Origin of the sequence: Rheinheimera sp., assembly GCF_030824435.1 — a bacterium.
Taxonomy (GTDB): domain Bacteria; phylum Pseudomonadota; class Gammaproteobacteria; order Enterobacterales; family Alteromonadaceae; genus Pararheinheimera.
The window spans coordinates 40,752-65,407 of the sequence record NZ_JAVBXS010000008.1 but is presented as its reverse complement, the minus strand read 5'-3'; the positions used below and the strand labels follow the sequence as shown (position 1 = coordinate 65,407).

The 24,656-nt window shown below is 46.9% G+C and carries 19 protein-coding genes; 9 read left to right on the top strand and 10 right to left on the bottom strand.

Going from position 1 to position 24,656, the window contains the following annotated elements:
• Positions 1-147 precede the first annotated feature (147 nt).
• The 4 genes from RCH83_RS00440 (at position 148) to RCH83_RS00425 (ending at position 4,877) form a co-directional block, all read left to right on the top strand.
• Positions 148-1,998 carry a transglycosylase SLT domain-containing protein gene (locus tag RCH83_RS00440; RefSeq protein WP_306517998.1) on the top strand — a complete coding sequence of 617 codons (1,851 nt, stop codon included), beginning with the start codon at positions 148-150 and terminating at the stop codon, positions 1,996-1,998.
• 82 nt (positions 1,999-2,080) lie between these two features.
• A complete protein-coding gene (pepQ, locus tag RCH83_RS00435) occupies positions 2,081-3,403 on the top strand; it encodes a Xaa-Pro dipeptidase (protein ID WP_306517997.1) in 1,323 nt (440 codons plus the stop codon).
• A 118-nt stretch (positions 3,404-3,521) separates the two neighbouring features.
• A complete protein-coding gene (gene tusA / locus RCH83_RS00430; protein WP_306517996.1) occupies positions 3,522-3,770 on the top strand; it encodes a sulfurtransferase TusA in 249 nt (82 codons plus the stop codon).
• Between the two features lie 63 nt (positions 3,771-3,833).
• The gene (locus RCH83_RS00425; RefSeq protein ID WP_306517995.1) at positions 3,834-4,877 is read left to right on the top strand and encodes a sensor domain-containing diguanylate cyclase; all 1,044 of its coding nucleotides are present in this window, start codon (positions 3,834-3,836) and stop codon (positions 4,875-4,877) included.
• 68 nt (positions 4,878-4,945) lie between these two features.
• Here the strand turns inward: RCH83_RS00425 and glyS are convergent, their stop codons facing one another.
• From glyS to dnaA, 8 genes are all read right to left on the bottom strand, one after another.
• Positions 4,946-7,009 (bottom strand): glycine--tRNA ligase subunit beta, encoded by a 2,064-nt coding sequence (gene glyS / locus RCH83_RS00420; protein WP_306517994.1) that lies wholly within the window; start codon positions 7,007-7,009, stop codon positions 4,946-4,948.
• The gene (glyQ, locus tag RCH83_RS00415; RefSeq protein ID WP_306517993.1) at positions 7,010-7,930 is read right to left on the bottom strand and encodes a glycine--tRNA ligase subunit alpha; all 921 of its coding nucleotides are present in this window, start codon (positions 7,928-7,930) and stop codon (positions 7,010-7,012) included.
• Between the two features lie 762 nt (positions 7,931-8,692).
• Positions 8,693-9,970, bottom strand: coding sequence for a DUF547 domain-containing protein (locus RCH83_RS00410; RefSeq protein ID WP_306517992.1), 1,278 nt, complete (start codon positions 9,968-9,970; stop codon positions 8,693-8,695).
• A gap of 122 nt (positions 9,971-10,092) precedes the next feature.
• Entirely contained in the window at positions 10,093-10,362 is a 270-nt protein-coding gene (locus RCH83_RS00405; protein WP_306517991.1) for a hypothetical protein, read from the bottom strand.
• Between the two features lie 196 nt (positions 10,363-10,558).
• The gene (gyrB, locus tag RCH83_RS00400; protein ID WP_306517990.1) at positions 10,559-12,976 is read right to left on the bottom strand and encodes a DNA topoisomerase (ATP-hydrolyzing) subunit B; all 2,418 of its coding nucleotides are present in this window, start codon (positions 12,974-12,976) and stop codon (positions 10,559-10,561) included.
• A complete protein-coding gene (gene recF, locus RCH83_RS00395) occupies positions 12,960-14,075 on the bottom strand; it encodes a DNA replication/repair protein RecF (protein WP_306517989.1) in 1,116 nt (371 codons plus the stop codon). Before recF ends, gyrB begins: the two co-directional genes overlap by 17 nt.
• Before the next feature lie 13 nt (positions 14,076-14,088).
• A complete protein-coding gene (gene dnaN, locus RCH83_RS00390; RefSeq protein ID WP_306517988.1) occupies positions 14,089-15,192 on the bottom strand; it encodes a DNA polymerase III subunit beta in 1,104 nt (367 codons plus the stop codon).
• Between the two features lie 12 nt (positions 15,193-15,204).
• The gene (gene dnaA, locus RCH83_RS00385; protein WP_306518025.1) at positions 15,205-16,575 is read right to left on the bottom strand and encodes a chromosomal replication initiator protein DnaA; all 1,371 of its coding nucleotides are present in this window, start codon (positions 16,573-16,575) and stop codon (positions 15,205-15,207) included.
• A 449-nt stretch (positions 16,576-17,024) separates the two neighbouring features.
• Between dnaA and rpmH the strand changes: the two genes are divergently transcribed.
• The 5 genes from rpmH to mnmE all read left to right on the top strand — a co-directional run bounded on the left by rpmH (position 17,025) and on the right by mnmE (position 20,864).
• On the top strand, positions 17,025-17,159 hold the full coding sequence (gene rpmH / locus RCH83_RS00380) for a 50S ribosomal protein L34 (RefSeq protein ID WP_082971935.1): 135 nt from the start codon (positions 17,025-17,027) through the stop codon (positions 17,157-17,159).
• Between the two features lie 19 nt (positions 17,160-17,178).
• Entirely contained in the window at positions 17,179-17,550 is a 372-nt protein-coding gene (gene rnpA, locus RCH83_RS00375) for a ribonuclease P protein component (protein ID WP_306517987.1), read from the top strand.
• Complete coding sequence (gene yidD, locus RCH83_RS00370; RefSeq protein WP_306517986.1) at positions 17,502-17,759, top strand: membrane protein insertion efficiency factor YidD; 258 nt, start codon at positions 17,502-17,504, stop codon at positions 17,757-17,759. Before rnpA ends, yidD begins: the two co-directional genes overlap by 49 nt.
• A gap of 8 nt (positions 17,760-17,767) precedes the next feature.
• Positions 17,768-19,402, top strand: a complete 1,635-nt coding sequence (gene yidC, locus RCH83_RS00365; RefSeq protein ID WP_306517985.1) for a membrane protein insertase YidC — start codon at positions 17,768-17,770, stop codon at positions 19,400-19,402.
• A gap of 97 nt (positions 19,403-19,499) precedes the next feature.
• Positions 19,500-20,864, top strand: coding sequence for a tRNA uridine-5-carboxymethylaminomethyl(34) synthesis GTPase MnmE (gene mnmE / locus RCH83_RS00360; protein ID WP_306517984.1), 1,365 nt, complete (start codon positions 19,500-19,502; stop codon positions 20,862-20,864).
• A 122-nt stretch (positions 20,865-20,986) separates the two neighbouring features.
• On the opposite strand, the gene RCH83_RS00355 is transcribed toward mnmE, so the two are convergent.
• Together RCH83_RS00355 and RCH83_RS00350 are read right to left on the bottom strand one after the other, a co-directional pair.
• Positions 20,987-21,526 (bottom strand): YbhB/YbcL family Raf kinase inhibitor-like protein, encoded by a 540-nt coding sequence (locus RCH83_RS00355; protein WP_306517983.1) that lies wholly within the window; start codon positions 21,524-21,526, stop codon positions 20,987-20,989.
• Between the two features lie 89 nt (positions 21,527-21,615).
• Complete coding sequence (locus RCH83_RS00350; protein WP_306517982.1) at positions 21,616-24,561, bottom strand: hypothetical protein; 2,946 nt, start codon at positions 24,559-24,561, stop codon at positions 21,616-21,618.
• Between the last annotated feature and the right edge of the window lie 95 nt (positions 24,562-24,656).

Genomic DNA, 24,656 nt, shown 5'->3' with positions numbered 1-24,656 from the left:
TTCAACCGTTATTTAAACGCTTGTTTGAATTCGCCGTCGACAACTGTGTAACTATAGGTGGTATTTATACAGATGTGGCAACCGAAGTTCGGCATATCAGGAACAACTCTTTTAGCGTCGCTGCTGCTGACGTTCAGCTGCAACACTTTGGCAGCACCTTCTGATCAGGTGCTGCGTGAACGTTTTCTTAAAGCAGAAAAAAACATTCAAAAAGCCAGTCCACAACAGGCAGAACGTATGTTGCGGGACTTGCATCATTACCCGCTCAAACCTTATGTAGAGCTGGAGTATTTAAGCCGTTCCCTTGGCAATACGGCAGACGTGAAAGACTTTTTAAAACGCCATCAGGGCACTCCGCTGGAATGGCCAATGAAAAAACGCTGGTTAATGTATTTAGCCGGTGTTGGTTTAACCCAGCCTTATCTGAAAAACTATCAGATGGGGACAGACACAGTGCTGGACTGTTATGCGCTGCAACTGCGACTGATCAATGAACCGGCAAAAACCATCTGGCCTGAAGTTGCCAAATTGTGGACTGTCGGCAAATCTTTGCCCAAAGAGTGTGACTCCCTATTCAGCCGCTGGCAAAAAGCCGGCCAGCGCACGCCTGAAGTGGTCTGGGCGCGTTTAACCAAAGCCGCTGATGGTGGTGATGAACGCATTATTCCGTATTTACGCACCCTGCTGCCAAAAAACCTGCAGTACCTTGGCGATAAATGGAAACAAGTGATTGAAAACCCGGGCCTGGTGCAAAGACAAAAATTTCTGCCGTTAAAACACCGTTGGGAAAGGGAAATTCTGGCGTATGCGCTGAAAAAAATGGTGTGGAAGCAGCCGGAGCAAGCACTGCGGGTATGGCAAAGGTTTGAAGCTGACGCCCAGTTTACCAAAGCGCTGCGTACTGACGTCGCCCGCCAGTTTGCTATTGCACTTGCCAGTAAAGACGACCCACGAGCCGCCAAATTTATGCCGATGGTACCGGTGGAGCTAAAAGACGATTTATTTATTCAGTGGCAACTGGCCTGGCTGCTGCGGCAAAGCCAGTGGGAAAAAGTAAAACAAATGCTGGAGGAGTTGCCGGAAGAAAGCCGCAATAAAGATAACTTACGTTATTGGCAGGCCAGAGTGTTACAGGAGCTTGGGCAGCAGGAACAAGGCAAACAACTGCTGAGCAAACTGGCAGAAGAGCGCAGTTATTATGGTTTTATGGCGGCTGCTAAATTAGGGTTAAAACCCAGCCTGGCGCATAAACCAGTGCCTGTTACGGCCGAACAATATCAGGCCTTTAAAAAGAGCGCCGCTATAGCACGGATGTATGAATGGCAGGCCATTGGCCGGCCTAATGCCGCCAAACGTGAACTGACCTTCCTGCAAAAATACGGTACTGAACCAGAAAAACTCAGCGCCGCCAAATATGCTTATGACAAAGGCTGGTATGACAGAGCCATTTTTGCTTTGGCCGATGCCGGTTATTGGGATGATGTAGAAATGCGTTTTCCTATGGTGTTTAACCAGGAAATTCAAAAACATGCCAAAGCTGCTCAGGTAGACCCTGCCTGGGCCATGGCCATTACCCGGCGCGAAAGTACTTTTATTCCAACGGCAAAATCCCCTGTTGGCGCTCATGGTTTAATGCAAATTATGCCGCAAACCGCCAAACACATCACAGGGCGACGGGTTGCGGTACAAACCTTGTATAACCCCAATGTAAATATTGATATGGGCACCGACTATCTGAATTATTTAATGCGGCAAAACAACAATAATCTGGTGTTTGCTACCGCTTCTTATAATGCCGGTTACAGTAGGGTCAAAACCTGGTTGCCCAAAAACCGGCAGATGCCGCTGGATATCTGGATAGAGACTATTCCGTTTAAAGAAACACGGGAATATGTTAAAGCAGTGCTGGCTTATTATCAGATTTACAATATCAGGATGAACCAGAACCGGGATGTATTTGTGCCGTTAAGCAATATGCAGGTAGGTCAGGCAACCTGAAAGGCTTAAACACAGTTGGCTATATTGCAGCCGCTACAGCGGCTGATGTAACTTAAATTAATGAATCATCATAGGAAAAGCCATGCGACCAGCTTACCAATCTTTGTACGCCGCTCACCTGTTTGAACTGCAACAACGCACCAAAGCCGTGCTGGCACGGGAAAATCTGGATGCGCTGGTGATTCATTCAGGCCAGGCCAAAAGGCAGTTTCTGGATGACATGGATTACCCTTTTAAAGTAAATCCGCTATTTAAAGCCTGGTTACCGCTGGTCGACAACCCACATTGCTGGCTCATCGTCGACGGCGTCAATAAACCTAAACTGGTGTTTTATTTGCCTGTTGATTTTTGGCACAAGGTGCCGGATGCGCCTACCGACTTCTGGGCTGGTTTTTTTGATATTCAGCTTATTGATAAAGCAACCAAAGTTGAGCAAATTCTGCCGTACGATAAAGCGCGTATGGCCTATTTGGGTGAACAGCTGGAGCTGGCCAAAGCTTTAGGTTTTACCGAACTGAACCCTGAAGGTGTGCTGAGTTACCTGCATTATCACCGCGCTTATAAAACCGATTATGAACTGGCTTGTATGCGCGAAGCCAACCAGATTGCAGTGCAGGGGCACAAAGCAGCAGAAGCTGCCTTTCGTGCTGGCGGCAGTGAATTTGATATTCAGCTGGCTTATCTGGCTGCCGTTGGTCAGGGCGAAAACGAAGTGCCTTATGGCAATATTATTGCGCTCAACCAAAACGCCGCTATTTTGCATTACACAGTGCTGGAGCGGCAAAAACCACAACAACATCATTCGTTTTTAATAGATGCCGGTGCGTCTTTCCATGGATATGCCGCCGATATTACCCGCACTTACAGCGCCAAAAACGACGAATTTGCTGCGCTGATCCAGGCGATGAATGCCATTGAATTACAGCTGGTCGACAGCTTAAAACCCGGCATTAAATACACTGAAGTGCATTTAAAGTCCCATCAGCTGGTTGCCAATATTCTGGCCGACTTTGATTTAGTGCAGCTGGGCGCCGACGCTATAGTAGAAACCGAAATCAGCCGCACTTTTTACCCACACGGCATTGGCCATCATTTGGGGCTGCAGGTGCATGATGTGGGTGGTTTTATGGCGGACGAGCGTGGCACTCATGTTGCGGCACCGGACAATCACCCTTTCCTGCGTTCTACCCGTTTGGTAGAGCCCGGCATGGTATTTACCATAGAACCCGGTTTGTATTTTATTGATTCGTTGTTGGCCACGCTGAAACAAAGCGAAAACGGCAAATACGTGAACTGGCATAAAGTAGACGCCATGCGCAAATTTGGCGGTATTCGTATTGAAGACAACGTGATAGTGCATCGTGATCGTAATGAAAATATGACCAGGGATTCAGGTTTGGCCTAACTGCAGTTTCTGCATCTGGTGATATAAAAAGACGGCCTTGATGGCCGTTTTTTATATTTTGAATATCAGCAGCGGAGCCGTTACCATAAGCGCCTCTGCCACCACACCGGAACTGACGATGACTGACTTGTTTGCCAATGCCGATCAACAACTGGATGCTTTGGGTTTACGTTGCCCTGAGCCTGTGATGATGGTGCGGCTGACAATCCGCAAAATGGCTACAGGCCAGACCTTGTTAATTCTGGCTGACGACCCGGCGACTACCCGTGATATACCGGCTTTTTGCCGCTTTATGGATCACGAATTGCTGGCAATGGATACTTCAGAGTTACCTTATCGTTACCTGCTGAAAAAAAGCGCCGGTTAAACTTGTTATTTCAGCGATCCGGTCGCAGACTCTTTATTATTCAACAGCTTCGGAACTGCCGTTTTGCCACTGTCGCAAAGCCATCATAAAGCCGCTTCTATCGACCAACTCAGACGGCGTTATATTCTGTTGTTTGCCAGTTATATCAGCTCTTTCACTTTGCTGTTGATAGGCTTCCACCATTTATTCAGTGCCGATTTGTCGTTACAGCTGTTGTTATTCAGTGGTGCTTTGTTATTGCTGCTGATTGCTATCTGGTTTCAACGTTCACAACAACTGCAGCTGGCCTGCACTTTAGTGTCCATTTTTGCGTTATTTTTTGTCATCTTGCTGGTGTGGCACGGCGGCTCACAAAACACGGCTTTATATTGGGCTTTCCCTTTTCCGCTGATTGTTTTTGGCCTGCTGGGGTCAAGAACTGGCATCTTTATGAACTTATTGATGTTATTCGGATTGGTATTTTTATTGTTTGGACCAGAACTACAACAAGCACGTTACCAGACTGCAGAAGTGGCGCGTTTTCTGGCGTCTTTTGCCACTGTGTTGGCGGTCGGCTGGATCAACGAACATTTTCGCGAACGCAGCCACCATTCAATGAGTCTGCTGCAACACAGCAAAGAACAACAAGCCAATACCGATGTACTCACCAATCTGGCCAACCGGCGTTTTCTGGAAGAAGTGTTGCCAGAGCACGCAGAGCGGCAACCTGAGCTGTTCTTCCCTATGGCGGTGGTGATGACGGATATCGACCACTTTAAACATATCAACGATAGTTTTGGCCATGATCAAGGTGATTTAGTGTTACAACAGGCTGCGCTGTTATTCCGGCAAAAACTGCGAACTCAGGATATTTGCTGCCGTTATGGTGGTGAAGAGTTTTTATTATTGCTGCCCAAAACCAACCTGCAGGACGCCAAAAGAGTAGCCGATAAAGTCCGCGCCAGCATAGCGCAACAAAGGTTATTACCGCAGCACCCGGACCTCGTCATCACAGGCAGTTTTGGCGTTGCCGAAGCCGGGTCTGTGCCCGACATTCAGGCTGCTATTAAAAGAGCCGACCAACAGCTGTATACCTCCAAAGCCAATGGCCGTAATCAGGTGAATTAACCCCCCCCAAAAAAAGCAATAAAAAACCCGACAAAGCCGGGTTTTTCTATTTTATTTCAGTACCTTAATTATTGCAGCACAGAAATATCAGCCACATGCAGGAAAGCTAAACGCAGCTGATTGAGTAGCGCCAGCCGGTTTTGCCGTACGGCCACATCATCAACGTTGACCATCACTTCATCAAAGAACTGGTCAATCACCTGACGCAGTGACGACAAAGTACTTAAGGCAGTGTTGTAGTCGCCTTTGGCAAACAGTGTTTCCAGCTCAGTTTGTTTAGCTGATAAAGCCGCAAACAAGGCCTGCTCGGCGCCAGGCTGCAATAAAGCTGTATTCACCTGTTGTGGTAATTCACCTTCCACTTTCGCCAGAATATTGGCAACCCGCTTATTGGCAGCAGCCAAAGCTAAAGCAGCGTCTAATTTGCGGAATTCGGCAACAGCTTTGACTCTGCGGTCAAAATCGGCCGGATTGGTTGGACGACGCGCTAACACCGCCTGAATCACATCCACCGCATAACCTTCGCCTTCATACCAGGCACGGAAACGCGCCAGCATAAATTCCAGCACTTCGTCAGCAACAGTGGCTTGGGTCAACTTGTCGCCAAAAGTGCTTTGTGAATACGCAATGATATCCAGCAAATCTAACGGCAGCTGTTTTTCCACCATAATACGCAAAGCACCAATGGCTGCACGACGCAGTGCAAAGGGGTCTTTATCGCCTTTTGGCGCCTGACCAATACCAAAAATACCCACTAAAGAATCGAGTTTATCAGCAATGGCCACTGCACAGGCTTCCAGCTGGCTTGGCAGGCTGTCACCGGCAAAACGCGGTTTGTATTGTTCGTTCAGCGCAACTGCAACAGCCTCTGGCTCGCCGTCGATACGAGCATAATGCATGCCCATAATGCCCTGAGTTTCAGGGAACTCACCGACCATGTTGCTCATCAGGTCGGTTTTCGACAATAAACCAGCGCGCTCAGCGTGCTGCACGTTCGCGCCGATTTTGCCGGCTATATAAGCCGACAGTTTGGCAATTCGCTCTGATTTTTCACGTAAAGTGCCGAGCTTTTGCTGGAACAACACAGTACCTAAACTTTCCAGGCGCTCAGCCAGTTTGGTCTTTTTATCGACCGTAAAAAAGAACTGGGCGTCTGTTAACCGTGGCCGCACTACTTTTTCGTTACCCGAGATGATCTGGCTTGGGTCTTTGCTATTGATATTGGCCACAAAAATAAATTTATTCAGTAACTTGCCGTTGCTATCCAGCAGCGGGAAGTACTTTTGATTGTCTTTCATGGTGGAAATTAACGGCTCAGCCGGCACTTCGAGGAAACGCTCTTCAAAAGAGCCCACCAGTACCACTGGCCATTCCACTAAAGACGTCACTTCATCGAGCAGCGCTTCGTCAGTTGCCACCACACCATTCAATGAAGCTGCAGTTTTTGCCACTTCAGCAGCAATAAAAGCACGGCGTTTGGCATAATCGGCCACCACAAAAGCTTGTTCCAGTGTGCTTAAGTAAGCATCGGCATTGGCAATTTCTACCAATGCGGGGGCATGGAACCTGTGACCATGAGTCGCACGGCCTGAAGTTTTACCCAGCACAGTTGCCGGCACTATGTCGTTGCCATAAAGCATAACGATCGTATGCACAGGGCGGATAAATTCAGCAGTGGAATGTCCCCAGCGCATTGGCTTGGCAATAGGCAATTTAGCCAGCGCGGAGTTAATCACCTCAGGTAATAAACTAACAGTGGTTGCGCCCAGCACTTTGGCTTTATGTACCAGCCATGCGCCTTTGTCGGTTTCCAGCCGTTCAGCCTGATCAACACTAATGCCGTTGGAAGCAGCCCAGGCTTGCGCCGCTTTGGTCGGCAGACCTGCAGCATCAAAAGCACCAGAGAGCGCCGGACCACGTTTTTCCACCACTTTGTCGGCTTGTTGTGCCACCAGCTGATTCACGCGCACCGCTAAACGGCGTGGCGCCGCGTACCAGTTGGTGTTGCTGAATGACAAACCAAGTTTATTCAGCTCATCTACAATATTCTGTTCAAAAGCCGTTGCCAGGGTTTGCAGCGACTTTGGTGGTAACTCTTCAGTACCAATTTCTACAATAAAATCCTGTACCACTTAAGCCTCCTGCTGCGCTTGTTGGTTACGGCATAACGGGAAACCCAGCTTTTCGCGGGCGGCATAATAAGCTTCAGCACAGGCTTTGGCCAAAGTACGGACCCGTAGAATATAACGCTGGCGTTCCGTCACAGAAATGGCGTGGCGCGCATCCAGCAGGTTAAAGGCATGCGAGGCTTTCATTACTTTTTCATAAGCCGGCAACGGTAAACCCAGCTCAATCAGTTTGTGGCTTTCGGCTTCGTATTGGTCAAAAGCGGCAAATAAAGCAGGCACATCGGCGTATTCAAAGTTGTAGGTCGACTGCTCTACTTCGTTCTGATGGAACACATCACCATAGGTGACACGGCCCATAGGGCCATCGGCCCACACCAGATCATAAATACTGTCGACACCCTGGATGTACATGGCAAGGCGCTCTAAACCATAGGTAATTTCGCCTGTGACCGGACGGCACTCTAAGCCACCCACTTGCTGGAAATAAGTGAACTGCGTCACTTCCATGCCGTTTAACCACACTTCCCAACCTAAACCCCAGGCACCCAGCGTTGGCGATTCCCAGTTGTCTTCAACAAAACGGATATCGTGCACCAGGGTATCAATACCCATTTCGCGTAAAGAGCCTAAATACAGCTCCTGAATATTGGCCGGCGACGGTTTTAAAATCACCTGAAACTGATAATAGTGCTGCAAGCGGTTTGGGTTTTCGCCATAACGGCCATCGGTTGGACGACGGCACGGCTGCACATAAGCCACATTGCTTGGCTCTGGGCCTAATGAACGCAGGAAAGTCATAGGGTGGAAAGTACCGGCCCCAACTTCCATATCCAGTGGCTGAACAATAACGCAACCCTGACGGGCCCAATAATCCTGTAATGCCAGGATCAAACCCTGGAATGTTTTAATATCGTAATTGTGCATAGAAGGCGCACCTGTTCGCTGAATGACATACATGCAAAAATGACCGAAAAGTATACCCATTTACGTGACGTTTCTGTAGCGCTAAAGCGCGTTTTTTCTGGGTTTTTTCCGGTAGTTCCTGTCATTAAATTTGTTTATCTGCATTTGCTGTAATGTACCGTCGCATGCCGGACACAATACAGCTGCGATGTTATGGGCTGGCTTTATTTTGTTATGCAGCAAGGCTGTTTCAGCACAGACAGTGTTGTTTGTCGGATCTCATTTAGAGTTGATCAGGCCTAGACGCGGCAATCCTAGCTGGTTCATCATTAACGAGATTTTGCGTCAGATTGAATCTCTCATATGCCGTAGACTAATCCAGTGGTTATCTCGTTATCTCTGGATTAGGCAACTTAATTTTATGCGTGATTCGGGAGCTTTAAGTCGGTATAAATTTTAGTTAAGTTGCATTTTGGGCTTTTAACTCAAGTTTCCCCATACGGGGTAGCACACTTCACTTAGACTCTAATTTGCCCACTCCACACACTCATTTTTCAATTTGCCACTAGATAAAGAGTTAAAACCGCTGCGCCAAAACTAGTCGGGCACAGCAACCGTAACTGATTCAGAAACAGAAACCAAAGCGGCGGAAGAAGTGTAGGAAAAACAAAACAAGCGGCAATTTGACAGCATAAGATTGCAAAACGACATTTTCCAATAGAAAAAGGCAGCTTAACCTAGCTGCCTTTTTTGTCCGACAAGAATGCCCATTTCACTCACTGCCTAGTTTTGTTTACCTTCGTTTTTTTCGGGCAATTGTTCTTCCGCCTCCAAATCAGTAACAGTCACAGCTCCCTCTTGGTTTTGGCGGCGCATATTAAGCTCTTTAATTTTTAGCGCCTGTTCCGGAGAAAATCTTCCAAAACTGATCGCGCGATCAGCCAAGGTATTGCTGAGCATTCCCACATTCGCAACTTCGTTATTACTTCCCGCTTCCGAACTTCCCTTATGAATTCCCCCAACCGGCATTAAATTAGTACCATCACTAAGACCACTGGAATCTCGATCCATTTGTGCAAACGCATCCAAAAGTGCCGCCGAATTGACCGCCGCAGCGCTGCCAAAATTACGGGTAGTTCCGTAGATATCGGTAATAGTAAAGTCATCAATATTCGCAATCAATGTTGGCGCTTCATCCAAAGCCATTTCTTCACTGTCCCGGATGTGCTCCAATAAATGTTTTTTCAGATCCTCTTCGAATTCAGGAAAGAATGCAGCACTTCGCTGGTAAAAACTTGATACCCGATAACCACGTTTACCCGCCATATAGGTACCACGATTCGAGTTAACAAAATCATTGGCATTATTTGCCAAAGCCCGGAACACGTTTTCGCCTGTATAAGCATTTTTCCTGATATTCGGACTCCCGATATACCCTTGATGCAAACCATAAATAACTTCAGGTTGGTTCGGATAGTTTTTCAGTAAAATTTCAAATTGGATGTCATTCAGGCTAAGCTGAACTCCGGCGACTTTTAATAATTTTTTCTGCAACAGACCATCATCTTCATCGGTAATAAAATCTTCCAGGTTTTTCTTTTGAGGATAAATTTTAATAATTTCATCAATGACAGTGGCATTATAAAGGTTCAACCAATACGCCAGTTGTTCGCGTCGATTAAAATCAGACAAGGGTACTTCGCTCGGCAAATTTTCTAAGCTACTGCGAACACGACTGACAATCAGCTTCATTTGATCATTATTTTTAAATTCTTCATAAGCAAATCGATTACCGCCGGCAGCAGTCAACGGATTGCTGTTATTTTTCATTCGTGTGCCAACAACGGCAGTACTGACTGCGGCTTTTTTACGGCTTGGAAGTCCTGCAGGTAATACCGATGCCTTTAGGATCGCGTCCAGATCGTCATAATTGATTGTTAATGTTGAATCCGGCGTTTCCCCGAAAAAACTTTCTGGTAAGGCTGTTTGTGCCCAAGTCGCAAAACTGAGCGTTAATAAGGTCAGACTTACTGAAAAAAAAGCTGTTGCTCTAACTTTCATACATTCTCCTTGTATTCATTGTTATGTAGTTGTTGGCGGAAATTAGAGAGCATTTTCAATAATGCAACTTTTAATCTCAAAATTGATTTTAATACCGATTCTCACAACGGCAAGTTGTATCGTCAGTTAGATTTTTTTTCTATCGCCTGCGACAGCAATTCTGTGACTACCACAGTCCCCATTTGTTTTAGTCTGCGCAGATTCAGTTTCTTTAGTTGTTTGATTTGCTCAGGACTGAACGTGGAAACAGCGACAACTTTATCCATCGCCATAGATTCAAGGGCGGCGGGATTTGCAATTTCTTCCACCAGATGATGGGTCAAACCTATCCAGCAGCGCTGCCGCATTACTTGCTGCACCACCGCCAAATTTCCGTTCTGAGCCATAGACATCGGTCACCCGCCAATTGGCAATGTCGACCGATAACATCGGCTACGATACTTATTAAGGAATCTATGACTAACAAATCAGTTCAAAACTAACAAAAAAGCCCAGTCAATTGACTGGGCTTTTGCTTTTAGCTCACCTTAGATGAGAGGTAATTCACGAGGTTGAAACGCCGTGTCATCCTAAATGAGATCCGATAACTTACACGTCCAGGTTAGCAACCCGCAGCGCATTTTCTTCGATAAAAGCACGGCGTGGTTCTACGTCGTCACCCATCAGGGTATTAAACAGCTGGTCGGCGCCGATGGCGTCTTCAATGGTCACCCGCAACATACGGCGGGTGTTTGGATCCATAGTGGTTTCCCACAGCTGTTCAGGGTTCATTTCACCTAACCCTTTATAACGCTGGATATACAGGCCTTTTTTCGACTCTGTCATTAACCATTCCAAACCTTCAACAAAGTTGCTGATTGGTTTGATTTTTTCACCACGACGGATATAACCACCTTCTTCAATTAAATCGCGGATAGCATCGCCCAAAGCAGCAATACGGCCGTAGTCAATAGAAGTGATAAAGTCGTAATGCAACACGTATTCGTTGTCGATACCGTGTTGACGTATAACAATTTTTGGCAAGGTCAGGTTACGTTCACGGTCTTCAGTCACATCAAAGGTGTAACTTGAGCCATCACCTTCTTTGTCTTGCAGACGTTTGGCAAGTTTGGCAACCCACTCTTTGGTCAGAGTCGCGTCTTTTAACATCTCAACCGTAATACCAGGCACATACACCAGCTCGTTCAGCAGGTTCAGTGGGATTTTGCGGCCTAAACGTTCAATGGTGTTTTTGCACTTATGATATTGACCAACCAAAGCTTCCAGTGGTGCACCACCAATACCCGGCGCATCTGCATTGACATGCAAAGTTGCTTCGTCCAGCGCCAGCGTGGTCAGGTATTCAGTCATGGCAGAATCATCTTTGATGTACTGCTCTTGTTTACCTTTTTTCACTTTATACAAAGGTGGTTGGGCAATATAGATATAACCACGTTCAATCAACTCTGGTGTCTGACGATAGAAGAAGGTCAACAGCAGCGTACGAATATGCGAACCGTCGACGTCAGCATCCGTCATCAGGATGATGCTGTGATAACGGGTTTTGTCCGGATTATATTCTTCGCGGCCAATGCCACAACCTAAAGCTGTGATCAGAGTGCCAACTTCCTGAGATGAAATCATCTTGTCGAAGCGGGCTTTTTCCACGTTTAGGATTTTACCTTTCAGTGGCAAAATTGCCTGGTTTTTGCGGTTGCGACCCTGCTTGGCAGAACCACCCGCAGAGTCACCCTCTACCAGGTAAAGTTCTGATAATGCTGGATCTTTTTCCTGACAGTCGGCCAATTTACCTGGCAAACCAGCAATATCCAACACACCTTTACGACGGGTCATTTCACGGGCTTTACGCGCAGCTTCACGGGCACGGGCAGCATCAACAATTTTAGTGACAATGATTTTAGAGTCGTTCGGGTTTTCCAGCAGATATTCGTTCAGCTTTTCATGCATCACGCTTTCAACAGCAGATTTCACTTCGCTGGAAACCAGCTTGTCTTTGGTCTGAGAGCTGAATTTAGGGTCCGGCACTTTAACGCTGATAACAGCCGTTAAACCTTCACGGGCGTCGTCACCTGTTGCTGAGACTTTCATCTTCTTGGCATAACCTTCAGCATCGATGTAAGTATTCAGTACACGGGTTAATGCCGAGCGGAAACCTGCTAAGTGAGTACCACCATCACGTTGCGGAATATTGTTGGTGAAACAATAAATGCCTTCCTGGAAGGAGTCATTCCACTGCATCGCCACTTCAACCGAAATACCGTCTTCGCGGGTTGCAGAAAAATAAAATGCTTTAGGGTGAATCGCAGTTTTAGTGCGGTTTAAATACTGCACAAAAGCTTCAATACCACCTTCATATTTAAAGTGGTCTTTTTTATCGTCGCGTTCATCAACCAGAATAATGCTGACACCAGAGTTTAAGAACGACAATTCGCGTAAACGTTTGGCCAGAATATCGTAGTGATAATTGATGTCGGTAAAAATGGTGCCACTAGGCCAGAAACGAATTTCAGTACCAGTGCTGTCGGTTTCACCTATGACTTTAAGTGGTTCGTCCGGTACACCTAAACGGTAAATCTGGTTATGCACCTGGCCTTTACGGCGAATGGTCAGTTCCAGTTTGTCCGACAAAGCGTTTACCACAGACACACCTACACCGTGTAAACCACCTGACACTTTATAAGAGTTGTCATCAAATTTACCACCGGCGTGTAGTACCGTCATAATAACTTCAGCAGCAGACACACCTTCTTCGTGCATATCTGTTGGAATGCCACGACCGTTGTCGCGCACTGACACTGAGTTGTCGCTGTGAATAGTGACAAAAACATCACTACAATAACCCGCTAAAGCTTCGTCGATGGAGTTATCCACCACTTCGAATACCATGTGGTGCAAGCCTGAACCATCGTCAGTGTCACCAATATACATGCCCGGTCTTTTGCGGACTGCGTCTAAACCTTTCAGTACCTTGATACTGGAGGAGTCGTAATTATGTTCTTCGGCCATTGTCATCCGTCCGTACTATCTGCCCATGTTCCACGTGGAACAATCCAACCTCAGCGCCTGACACTAATGGCAAGACCTGAGCAGCTTCAATTGCAGTAATAAACACCTGCGAATTGATATGATGTAAAAAACTAAAAATATGGCGTTTGGAATGATCATCCAGTTCCGACGCCAGATCGTCAATAAGCAGCAGCGGCTGTTTATGGCCCCTGCTAAAAATCACGTTGCTTTGAGCAACCTTTAACGCAAACAACAACATCTTCAACTGGCCACGCGACAAAAACTCGTCAACATATTCACCACCAACTTTAATACGCAAATCGGCTTTTTGTGGCCCCAGCTGGGTGTAACCAAACTTTAAGTCACTGGCAAAATTAGCATTAAGCTGATTGAGCAGCTCTGTTGCATCACCTTGTTTTAACAACCAACCCGGCACCAGTTCCAGCTCCAACTGTTGCAAAGACGGAATGTCCTGCAACAGCGGTTGTAAAGCAGCACTCAGCTGGCTTATGTAAGCTTGCCTTAGTTGTTGCAAGCTTATGGCGGTATCGACCAGCTGTAAATCCCAAAACTTATAAGCTTCGCTATAAGGCTGTTTGCTTTTTAATAAGGCATTACGCTGTTTTAAAACCTTATTAAACAACACCCAGAGTTCAAAAAAGGAAGGTTCCACGTGGAACAATCCCATATCAAAAAATTGCCGGCGCTCTTTGGGGCCACCAAAAAACAACCTGAAACTCTCAGGTGTAATCAGTTGCACCGGCAACAAAGTGGCGATGTCGGCAACTCGTTGCACCTTCTCGCCATTTAGTTTTAACTGCCATTCGCCAAGCCGGTCGCGCAACATGCCCACACTCAGCAACTGTTGCGCCCACTGCACTTTGGCGTGTAACACCAGCTGTGTTTGCTGATGCGTTATTATTTTTTGCGCTTTGTTGGTGCGGAAAGACCGGCCATGCGCTAACAAATAAATGGCTTCCAGCAGACTTGTTTTGCCGCTGCCATTTTCACCATAAATAATATTCAGTTGAGGTGAAAACTGTACCGAAGCGTTTTCTATATTGCGAAAACCAGACAGCTGTAACAGCGCCAGCGCCATAACAAAAAAACTGTTACAGCCGCATTGGCATCACGACGTACAAGGCGCCCTGATTACCAACACCTTCCACCAGCGAGCTGGAATTGGCATCACTTAAATGCATAATCACCAGATCTGTGCCTAAGGTATTTAATACATCCAGCACATAACCAACGTTAAAACCAATTTCTAAAGTGTCGCCTTGATACTCTACTTCAATCACTTCTTCGGCTTGTTCGTGTTCTGGGTTATTGGCAACAATCTGTAACTCGCCGGAACTTAAAGTAAAACGTACACCACGGTATTTTTCGTTCGACAAAATAGAAGCACGCACACAAGCGTCTTTTAACACCGAGCGATGGGCTGTGACTTGTTTGGAACTGTTACGTGGCAACACGCGGCGATAATCCGGAAAACGGCCGTCAATCAATTTGCTGCTAAAGCTAAACTGGCTATCGAGCAAACGGATATGGTTTTGGCCAATAGCCAGGCGGATCATCTGGTCATCGTTGACCAACAAACGCATCAGCTCCAACACACCTTTACGCGGAATGATCACTTGTTTCTGCTGACCTGCTGTGACAGCCAATTCCATTGAACTGAGTGCCAGACGGTGACCGTCAGTAGCAACTGTGCGCAAAGTGCCGTTATCCACTTCAAACAACAAACCATTGAGGTAATAACGCACATCCTGGTTGGCCATCGAAAAAGCGGTGTCGTCTAATAACTTACGCAGTTGAGCTCTTGTTAAGTCAAACTCAACTTCACCTTGCCAGGATTCCAGATTAGGGTAATCGTTGGCACTTAAAGTAGATAAGGTAAATTTGCTTTTGCCGGTGCTAACAATACAGTTATCACCTTGCAGAGAAATATGCAGTGGTGATCCTTCAGGTAAAGAGCGGCAAATATCGAGTAACTTTTTCGCCGGAATAGTCACCCGGCCTGGCACCTGAACCTGGGTTAACGGCACTGCTGCCACCAGTTCAATTTCTAAATCTGTACCTGTTAACGACAAAGCGTCCGGTGTTACATCAAGCAACACGTTCGACAAAATAGGCAAGGTATGACGGCGTTCTATGGCACCAGATACCATTTGCAGTGGCTTCAGCAGCGTGTCACGGTCAATGAAAAATTGCATAACCTTTCCCTATTAAGACGACAATGTCCGAATTAAATTCTGAAAATCTTCTTTAATTTCATGAGTTTCTTCTTTCAGAGACTCAATTTTACGGCAAGCGTGCAACACTGTGGTGTGGTCACGTCCGCCAAAAGCGTCACCAATTTCCGGCAAACTGTGGTTGGTGAGTTCTTTTGAAAGTGCCATCGCCATTTGCCGTGGTCTGGCGACAGAACGGGAACGGCGTTTTGATAACAAATCTGCCACCCGGATTTTGTAATATTCAGCCACTGTTTTCTGGATGTTTTCAATGGTGACCAGTTTGTCTTGTAACGCCAATAAATCGCGCAAAGACTCCCGGACAAAATCTATAGTGATAGGCCGGCCGGTAAAATTGGCATTGGCGGTAATACGGTTTAATGCACCTTCTAATTCACGCACATTAGAACGCAGTCTTTTAGCGACAAAAAACGCCACTTCTTCCGGCAGGCGGATATTATTTTCCTGGGCTTTGCGCATCAGAATGGCAACCCTGGTTTCCAGCTCCGGCGGTTCAATAGCAATGGTTAAACCCCAGCCAAAGCGGCTTTTTAACCGCTCTTCCACACCGTCAATCTCTTTTGGATAACGGTCAGAAGTTAAAATAATTTGCTGATTACCTTCAAGTAAGGCATTGAAAGTATGAAAGAATTCTTCCTGAGAACGGTCTTTTTTCGCAAAAAACTGAATGTCATCTATAAGCAAAGCGTCGACAGAACGGTAATAACGTTTAAATTCTTCAATGGCGTTATTTTGCAGCGCTTTGACCATATCCTGTACAAAACGCTCTGAATGCATATAAATAACTTTGGCGTCGGGCTTTTTTGCCAGAATGCCATTGCCTACCGCATGCAATAAGTGAGTTTTACCTAAACCAGTTCCACCGTATAAAAACAGCGGGTTATAAGCAGTACCAGGATTGTCAGCCACCTGACTGGCGGCCGCACGCGCCAGCTGGTTTGATTTACCTTCAACAAAGTTATCAAAGGTGTAGTTAGCACGTACATTACTGCGCACTATGGTTTTTGGTGCAGGTTCCGGCACTTCTGGTGCAGAAACCGGCTGAGCTGGTGCGCTGTGGTTACGACTCACAGGCATGGGCGCGGATTTTAATGCTTTTTGGCTGCTGCCCACTTCAAAACGCAGACGCGGGGCATGATCACCACAATAATCGTGGATCAGCTCGTTGATCCGGTTTAAATATTTATCCCGCACCCAATCCAGCACAAAACGGTTTGGGGCGAATAATGTGAGAGCGTCATGGGAACTATCGGCCTGCAAAGGGCGGATCCACATGCTGAATTGCTGCGCAGGCAATTCTGACTGCAGTGCTTCTAGGCAATTTTGCCAGACTGACTGATACACCATATCTCCAACAGCCCCGAATAATTAGTATTTAGCAAGGCAGGCGTTTTTTAGCAAAGGTTGGCATTATGGGCTGATCTTATCCACAACTGCAATATTGACTTTCTTAAAAAAGCCTCATTTGCACAAAAAACAACGTATCCACATGTTTTAATTGAATTAATATCCATTATTCAAATTAATAATACCGCGAGTTTCAGCAAGGCAATTCGGAAATATCAAGCCCTTTGCGACCAATTCATGCACATTTTATTCACGAAAATTATTTTGCCTGTGGAAAACTCTGGCTGATCAGGAATATTTCGAGGATCGGATGGTTATTTAACCAAGGATCGCATTGACAAGCGTGTACTTAGTCCTTAAAATTCGCGCTCTTTTGAAATCGCTGCGTTTTGGTTTTTACTAAAACACAGATTACCTTAGTAAATATCGACCGGACGGACGAAGTTATGAAAAGAACATTTCAACCTAGCGTGTTAAAACGTGCTCGCGTTCACGGTTTTCGTGCACGTATGGCTACTAAAAATGGCCGTGCAGTATTAGCACGTCGCCGTGCTAAAGGCCGCAAGCGCTTAACAGTCTAGTCAGATTATAAAGCGCTGCGTGGTCAGCTATACCTTCAGCAGGGAGTTACGTCTGTTAACTCCCCGCGAATTCGACAATGTGTTCCAGAACCCTTTCCGGGTTGCGTCTCCCCTGTTTACCATCCTCTGTAAAGCTAATTCTTTAGCCACTCCGCGTATTGGTCTGACGATCGCGAAAAAACGTGTTAAATTAGCCACGCAACGCAACAGAATCAAACGTTGTGCCCGCGACAGCTTTCGTTTACATCAACATGATCTGCCTCCGGTAGATTTGGTATTGATGGTGAAAGGTGATATCAGCAACACGGATAATGCAGAGTTACATAAACAACTGGAGCGGTTATGGAGCAAGATCTCCCGCCAATACAACGCTATCCAGCCCAAGCCTTAATTAAGGTTGTAAAAGGCTATCAGCAATGTATCAGCCCTCTGTTCGGTCCAAGTTGTCGTTTTTATCCCAGCTGTTCGCATTATGCGGTAGAAGCCTTAACACGTTTTGGTCCGCTAAAAGGCAGTTGGTTAACAGCCAAACGTCTATTAAAATGCCACCCCTTACATCCGGGTGGAGATGATCCCGTTCCGGAAAAGCCAAAGAGATAAGCTCACACATGGAATCGCAACGCAGTTTTTTAGTTATTGCCCTGGCCCTGGTCAGTTTTTTAATGTGGCAACAATGGAATGTCGACTACGGTCCTAAACCTGTAGTGCCGGCCGCCACCAGCCAAACAACAACCAGCTCTGCTGATTTACAACTTTCTGCGGCAGGCAGCACCACAACTGCTGCGCCTGAAGTAAAAGCAGCGCAAGCACAATTAGTTGAAGTAAAAACCGATGTGCTGACAGTCAAAATTGACAGCCGTGGTGGTGACATTGTCGCACTGGAGCTGCCAGGTTTTACTGTATCTCAGGAAAACAAAGCCGCTTATCAGCTGATGCGTCAACAACCTGGTTTTGAATATGTTGCCCAATCAGGTTTATTAGGTGATGGTCCGGACGATAAAAAAGCGCCACGCCAAATATACCAGAGCGCCCAAAGCAACTATCAGCTGGCCAATGGTCAGATTGAACTGATTGTGCCTTTGACCATGACCCACAAAGGTTTAGTCATTGAAAAACGGTTTATTTTTACCGCAGGCAAATATGATGTCCGGGTAGAATATTCTGTCACCAACCAAGGTGATGGCAGCAAGGTAGTTCAACCTTATTTCCACTTTGCTCAGACCATCGACAACGGCGAAGGCACCAATATGATGATGCCGGTATACCGTGGTGGTGCTTATTCAACTGCAGACCAACGCTACGAAAAACTGTCATTTGATGACATGAAAGAAGCCAATCTGAACTTGGGCACTCAGGGTGGCTGGGTCAGTATGCTGGAACACTATTTTGTTGCCGCCTGGGTGCCACAAGGTGAAGGCAATAACCAGCTGTATAGCATGGTTGCCGACAACTTAGGTGTGATCGGGGTACAAGGCCCACAACAAAGTATTGCTGTTGGTGAACAAAAGACCTTCGGCGCTACTTTTTATGCCGGCCCGAAAGATCAGGATAACTTAGCGCAAATTGCCAATGGTCTGGATCTGACCGTTGACTACGGCATGTTGTGGTTTATTTCTCAGCCATTGTTCTGGTTATTGCAGCTTATTCACGGTGTAGTAGGTAACTGGGGTGTGGCCATCATTGCCATCACCTTGTTAGTGAAAGGTTTATTATTCCCGCTGACCAAAGTGCAATACGAATCTATGGCCAAGATGCGCAATCTGAAGCCAAAAATTGACGAACTGCAGGCCCGTTATAAAGACGACCGTCAGAAGATGGGTCCGGCCATGATGGAACTGTATCGCAAAGAAAAAGTGAACCCTATGGGTGGCTGTCTGCCGATGCTGATCCAATTGCCAATTTTCCTGGCTTTATACTGGGTATTTGTCGAAAGTGTTGAGTTACGTCAGGCGCCATTTATGCTGTGGATCACCGACCTTTCAGTGAAAGATCCATATTATGTATTGCCGGTGTTGTACGGTATCAGCATGTTTATCATGCAGAAATTAACGCCAATGACAGTAACAGACCCAATGCAGCAGAAAATTATGTTGTGGATGCCGGTAGCATTCTCAGTATTCTTCCTGTGGTTCCCAAGTGGTCTGGTGTTGTACTGGGTGATCAGTAACCTGATTTCACTGGCACAAATGCTGTATATCTACCGCGGCATGGAGAAAAAAGGCCTGTACGTGCGTAGCGCATAACAGCTCTTTGACGTATTGCCCAACAATGCCCATTCTTCCAATGGGCATTTTTTTATGACAAAACAGCACAAGCTGCTGCACAGAATTCGAGGTTCAGATGTTCGCCACAGATACCATAGCTGCACAAGCGACAGCACCAGGCAGAGCAGGCGTTGGCATTTTGCGGGTGTCAGGCCCGGCGGTGAAGGCGGTGGCACAAGCCATTTTGCATAAATTGCCTAAAGCCCGTTATGCCGAATATCTGCCTTTTTATGCCGCAGACGGTTCTGTGCTTGACCAGGGCATAGCCTTGTATTTCCCTGGCCCCAATTCTTTCACCGGTGAAGATGTGCTGGAGCTGCAAGGCCACGGCGGCCCTGTGCTTTTGGATATGCTGCTGCGCCAGTTATTGCAACTTGCAGATGTGCGTATTGCCAGACCAGGTGAGTTTTCCGAACGGGCTTTTTTAAATGACAAACTGGATTTAACTCAGGCCGAAGCTATTGCCGATTTAATAGATGCCAGCTCTGAGCAAGCCGCCCGCTCTGCGATGCAATCTTTGCAGGGTGAATTTTCCCGCCAAATCCACGATTTAGTGGAAAAGGTGATTTACCTGCGTATTTATGTTGAAGCAGCCATCGACTTTCCCGATGAAGAAATCGACTTTTTATCCGACGGTAAAGTGTCAGGTGATTTAGCCGACATCATCAGCGATTTAGCCGGTATTCAAAAACAAGCCACCCAAGGCAGCATTTTGCGTGAAGGCATGAAAGTGGTGATTGCAGGGCGCCCTAACGCCGGTAAATCCAGTTTATTAAACGCTTTAGCCGGCCGGGAAGCCGCTATTGTCACAGATATCGCAGGCACCACCCGCGATGTACTGCGCGAACATATCCATATTGACGGTATGCCGCTACATATTATCGATACCGCAGGTTTGCGTGAAGCCACCGACAAAGTGGAGCAGATTGGCATAGAGCGCGCCTGGCAAGAGATTGAACAAGCCGACCGGGTGCTTTTTATGGTGGACAGCACCACCACAACAGCTATTAGCCCGGCACAAATCTGGCCGGAGTTTATTGAACGTTTACCTAAAACTCTGGGTGTCACTGTAGTTCGCAACAAAGCTGATTTAACAGGCGAACAAATTGGCGCCAATAACGAAGGTGAAACGCCGGTGTTTCATATTTCCGCCAAAACCAATCAGGGCATTGACGCTTTGCGTGAACACCTCAAAGCCTGTATTGGTTTTGAAGCCAGCACTGAAGGCAGTTTTATCGCCCGTCGCCGTCATTTAGATGCGCTAGCGCGCGCTATGGAACATCTGGAAATTGGTGAATATCAGCTGCACAACCATCTGGCTGGTGAGCTGCTGGCAGAAGAGCTGCGTTTAACCCAACAACATCTGAATGAAATTACCGGTGAATTTAGCTCAGACGATTTGCTGGGGCGTATTTTTAGCTCCTTCTGTATCGGTAAATAACAGCTGCCGATAAAACACAACAACACTGCTATTCACAAAAACAGCTAAAAATAAAGCCAGCGCTAAAGCTGGCTTTATTGTTTTAACACCAGGCAATTATCAGAGCCTGTTAAGGCCTGAGTTTATCGGGCGTAAGTTGCGGTGATGGTCTTTTTCGCCAGCGCTTTGGCATTGAGTGTATAACCAACTACTGCCGCATTGGCATTGTCTGGTACCGGCAACTTAGCGTCAGGCAGAGCCCACACAGTAAACTGATACCTATGCATACCATGGCCAGCCGGTGGGCAGGCGCCACCAAAGTCTTTAATGCCATAATCGTTGGTAAAACTGCGGCTGCCAGCCGGCATTTTGCCACCGGCAGAACCAGCACCTTGTGGCAGACCGGTATTGTCCACTGCAATATCAGCCACTAACCAATGCCACCAGCCAGAACCTGTTGGAGCGTCAGGGTCATACACTGTGACGGCAATACTTTTGGTGCCTGCCGGTAAGTCTTTCCAGTTTAACGCCGGAGATTTATTGTCACCGCCACAACCAAAACCAGAAAATTCAAAGGTTTTGGCCATAAAGTGGCCTTCTTTGATATCAGGGCTGCTAACATCCAGTGCCAGTACCGGCATGGCCATTAATAAAGATCCTGCGATACAGAGTTGTTTTAACATAATTTTTCCTTCTTTTTATTGCAGTTAAACACGCACTTTCCAAATACTATAAAACCCAGCCGAACCATACGGCAAGGGAGTAAAAACCATCAGAACTGATAACCCAGATTCAGCCAGAGCGCAGTGTCTTTTGCTGCATCTTCAGCTGCCAGCCGGAACAAACCTAAATCGAGCTGTACATCATTCAGGCTAACAGGCCCCATACCAAAATTCAGCGGCAACTCCAAAGCGACACCATAACTATCAAGGGCAGCTTGGTTGGCAAACTGATGACGACGATACAATAACTGTAAAGGTTGCAACCGGCGGTGCGACAGGCTGAGCTGATAACGGCGATAATCCTGCCCCACCAGCTGCGAAAAAGGCAGCTCAGGCGAAACTATCCGGTTTGGATCAATAGCAGCCATCATAGCTGCAGAGCTAAAACCGCCTAACCTGAGCAAAGCGTCTTGTTGCCAGCGCCGCTGAAAACGCCCTTCCAATGCCAAAGTCCAGGCTTGCCAGCGACCTTGTAACTCAGGTGAAAAATCGATACCGCGCCAGCTATGACCGGCACTTTGATGGTAACCGGCGCTGTTGCTAAAACCCAAACCCCAGCTATTACGCTGATGTTGCCAGCTTTGTTGTAATACCAGACTGGCACTGCTGTTGTGATCTGCCGGCAGTGCATTGCCACTGCCAGGTTCGCCTGTTAAATCCAGCTCACGCAGTTGTAATAGTTGATCAAATTGCCAATCGCCAGCGTGCCACGGGTAACTGAACTGCAACAAAGCAGATCTTTGTTTTTCATTGCCCTGGTGGAAATTCCTTTGGCCACTCAATTCCAGCCTGGATTGTTGCAAAGCCAACATGGTTTTTACCGGCCAGCCCTGATAACGCACAGCGGCAAAAGCGGCACTAAATTGGTTGTGGCTGATGTCTTGTTGCACACCCAGCTGGTAATCCAGCCTTTTGATCGGATCACCGCCTTTTAAACCAATACCTATAACATCGGGCGCAAAGTTACTGATGTTGTAATGCAAAGTCAGACTTTGTTGTTGTGGTCCTAAACCATAAGGCTGTTGCCTGCCACCGACAATAGCAGCCGAGTGCACTTGTGCCTTAGGCATCGATAGCGGCTTTTGTGCAACTTTAACACCCATTGTTCTATTCAGATGAGTCTGGCTGACCACAGAACCGACTGCGGACTCTGCCGATACTGCAGCAAGTAACCAGGAACCTTTGGTAGCTGTTTTAGTGGCAAAGTGCCGCACTGGCACCGCTTTCATTTGATCAACTTTATATAAATCAGGCCCTTGTTGATTGACTAACTGCAATAACAAAACACCATTTTGCATCGGCACAGGCATTTGTACCATTTCAGCGCCTTGCGTCAGCTGCCACAAAGTTTTGTTTGGAAAATCATAACGATACAAACACAAACGGCCTTGCTGGCTGGCGACAAAAAACAAAGACCGGCCATCAGGACTCCAATTTGGATAAGACAAATATTGATAACCTGCAGGCATCGGCACTTGTTGTAGCAGCTGTCCAGCTAAATCACGCAACTGCAATTTCCAGCCGTTTTGCGGCGTAAAATACAGCACAGCCAATTGTTGTTGGTCCGGTGAAATACGCGGAAAATCAAAAATTTGTTCCAGCGCAGCTTCGGTTAAAGGCTGAATATCACCACTTTTAATATCAAGCCTGACCAACTCGGAATAACCGGCTTTTTGGCGTTCGGCAATAATAAACTGACCATCGGGGCTGACATCAAAACGGCGCAAAGACGCATTTTTACTTAAAGTTGTGACTTTTCCAGAAGGTAAATGCCACTGAAATAAATCCTGCTGCGAATTGCCATGTTCGTCTTTGCTATTGGCGCCAAAAATCAGCGTCTGGTTATTCAGCCAGCGTGGGTCACGAATACCGCTGAAATTACGTTGCTCCAGCACATACTTTTGTTCCGGGTTAAAACTGCCGGGTTCAGTGTCGGCAATATCTTGTTGATCCTCTGCCAGCAGCTCTTTTTGAGTTTGCTGAAACTTGTCACGGGCTTTGTGGTTTTCTGCCGTAGCAAACACCGCTAACAGATTTTGCTCCAGACTGTCTTCTGTGATCACTGCCAGCAAAGTTCCGTCCGGACTTAAAGCCGGACTTTGCTGGCGGCCTTTGCTATTGAGCCAGAGTTTGGCTTTTACAGGTGTCAGCTGTTGTTGCTGCTGCATACTGTAAAAACTATATTCAGCGACAAAACGCTGATACAAGATGCTGGCGCTGACACCATAGACCCCTTCAAAAGCTTGTTCAAAACTACGGTTTTTCAGTGCAACCTGGCGGGTCCAGACGCTGTCCAGTTTGTCGACGCCATAATTCTGTTCCAGCCAGGCCAAAAAACGGGCTCCAACCAAATAAGCAAAACCACGTGCCTGATAACGACCTTCAGCAGCATTCAGCTCGTTATAACCCGGTATTGCACCTTCTTGTGCTAATTGTTGCAACCAAGCTTCAGCATAAGCACTGTAAAGCCGGCCTTTGCCTGTCAGTTTGGATTCCTGCAAAGTGGCGTAACCTTCGGCCACCCAACGTGGGCTGTCGAGCCGGGATAAATCTGACCATTGTGCCAGCTGATTGAGTTTGTCGCGCCATGGGCTGCGATCCGGTTGTGCCAGATGCACCAGGTGGATGTATTCATGCAGCGCCACCAGTTGCATCCAGCCGGATAAATTATGTAAAGCGCTATCAGACTGAGGCGCAGTGGCAAAAAGCGCCATGGTGGGTCTGTGACTTAGCGGCAATGCAAAGCCATTTGGCGAGTTGTCGGGATCTATCAATACCACATCGGTTTTAGCAGCAAGGCTACGTTGTTGCTGTTTTAATACCAGAGTCCGGCTCTGTTCCAGCTCATGGCTGGCATTTTGCGCCAGTCCCTGAAATTCTTTGGCAAACATGAGTCGGAAATGTTCCGTTTCCAGCAACTGCCAATTCTGCTCCTGGGTTGTAGCTGCCTGACCATTGAGGCATACCAGCAGTGCTGGCCATACTAACCTTTTCATTTGTTATCCAGATCTAGTTTGTTGTAAAAACAACGGTCACTTTACTGCATCAGGACATCATGGCTCCACGCAAAAAGCTCTGGGTTAACATTTGA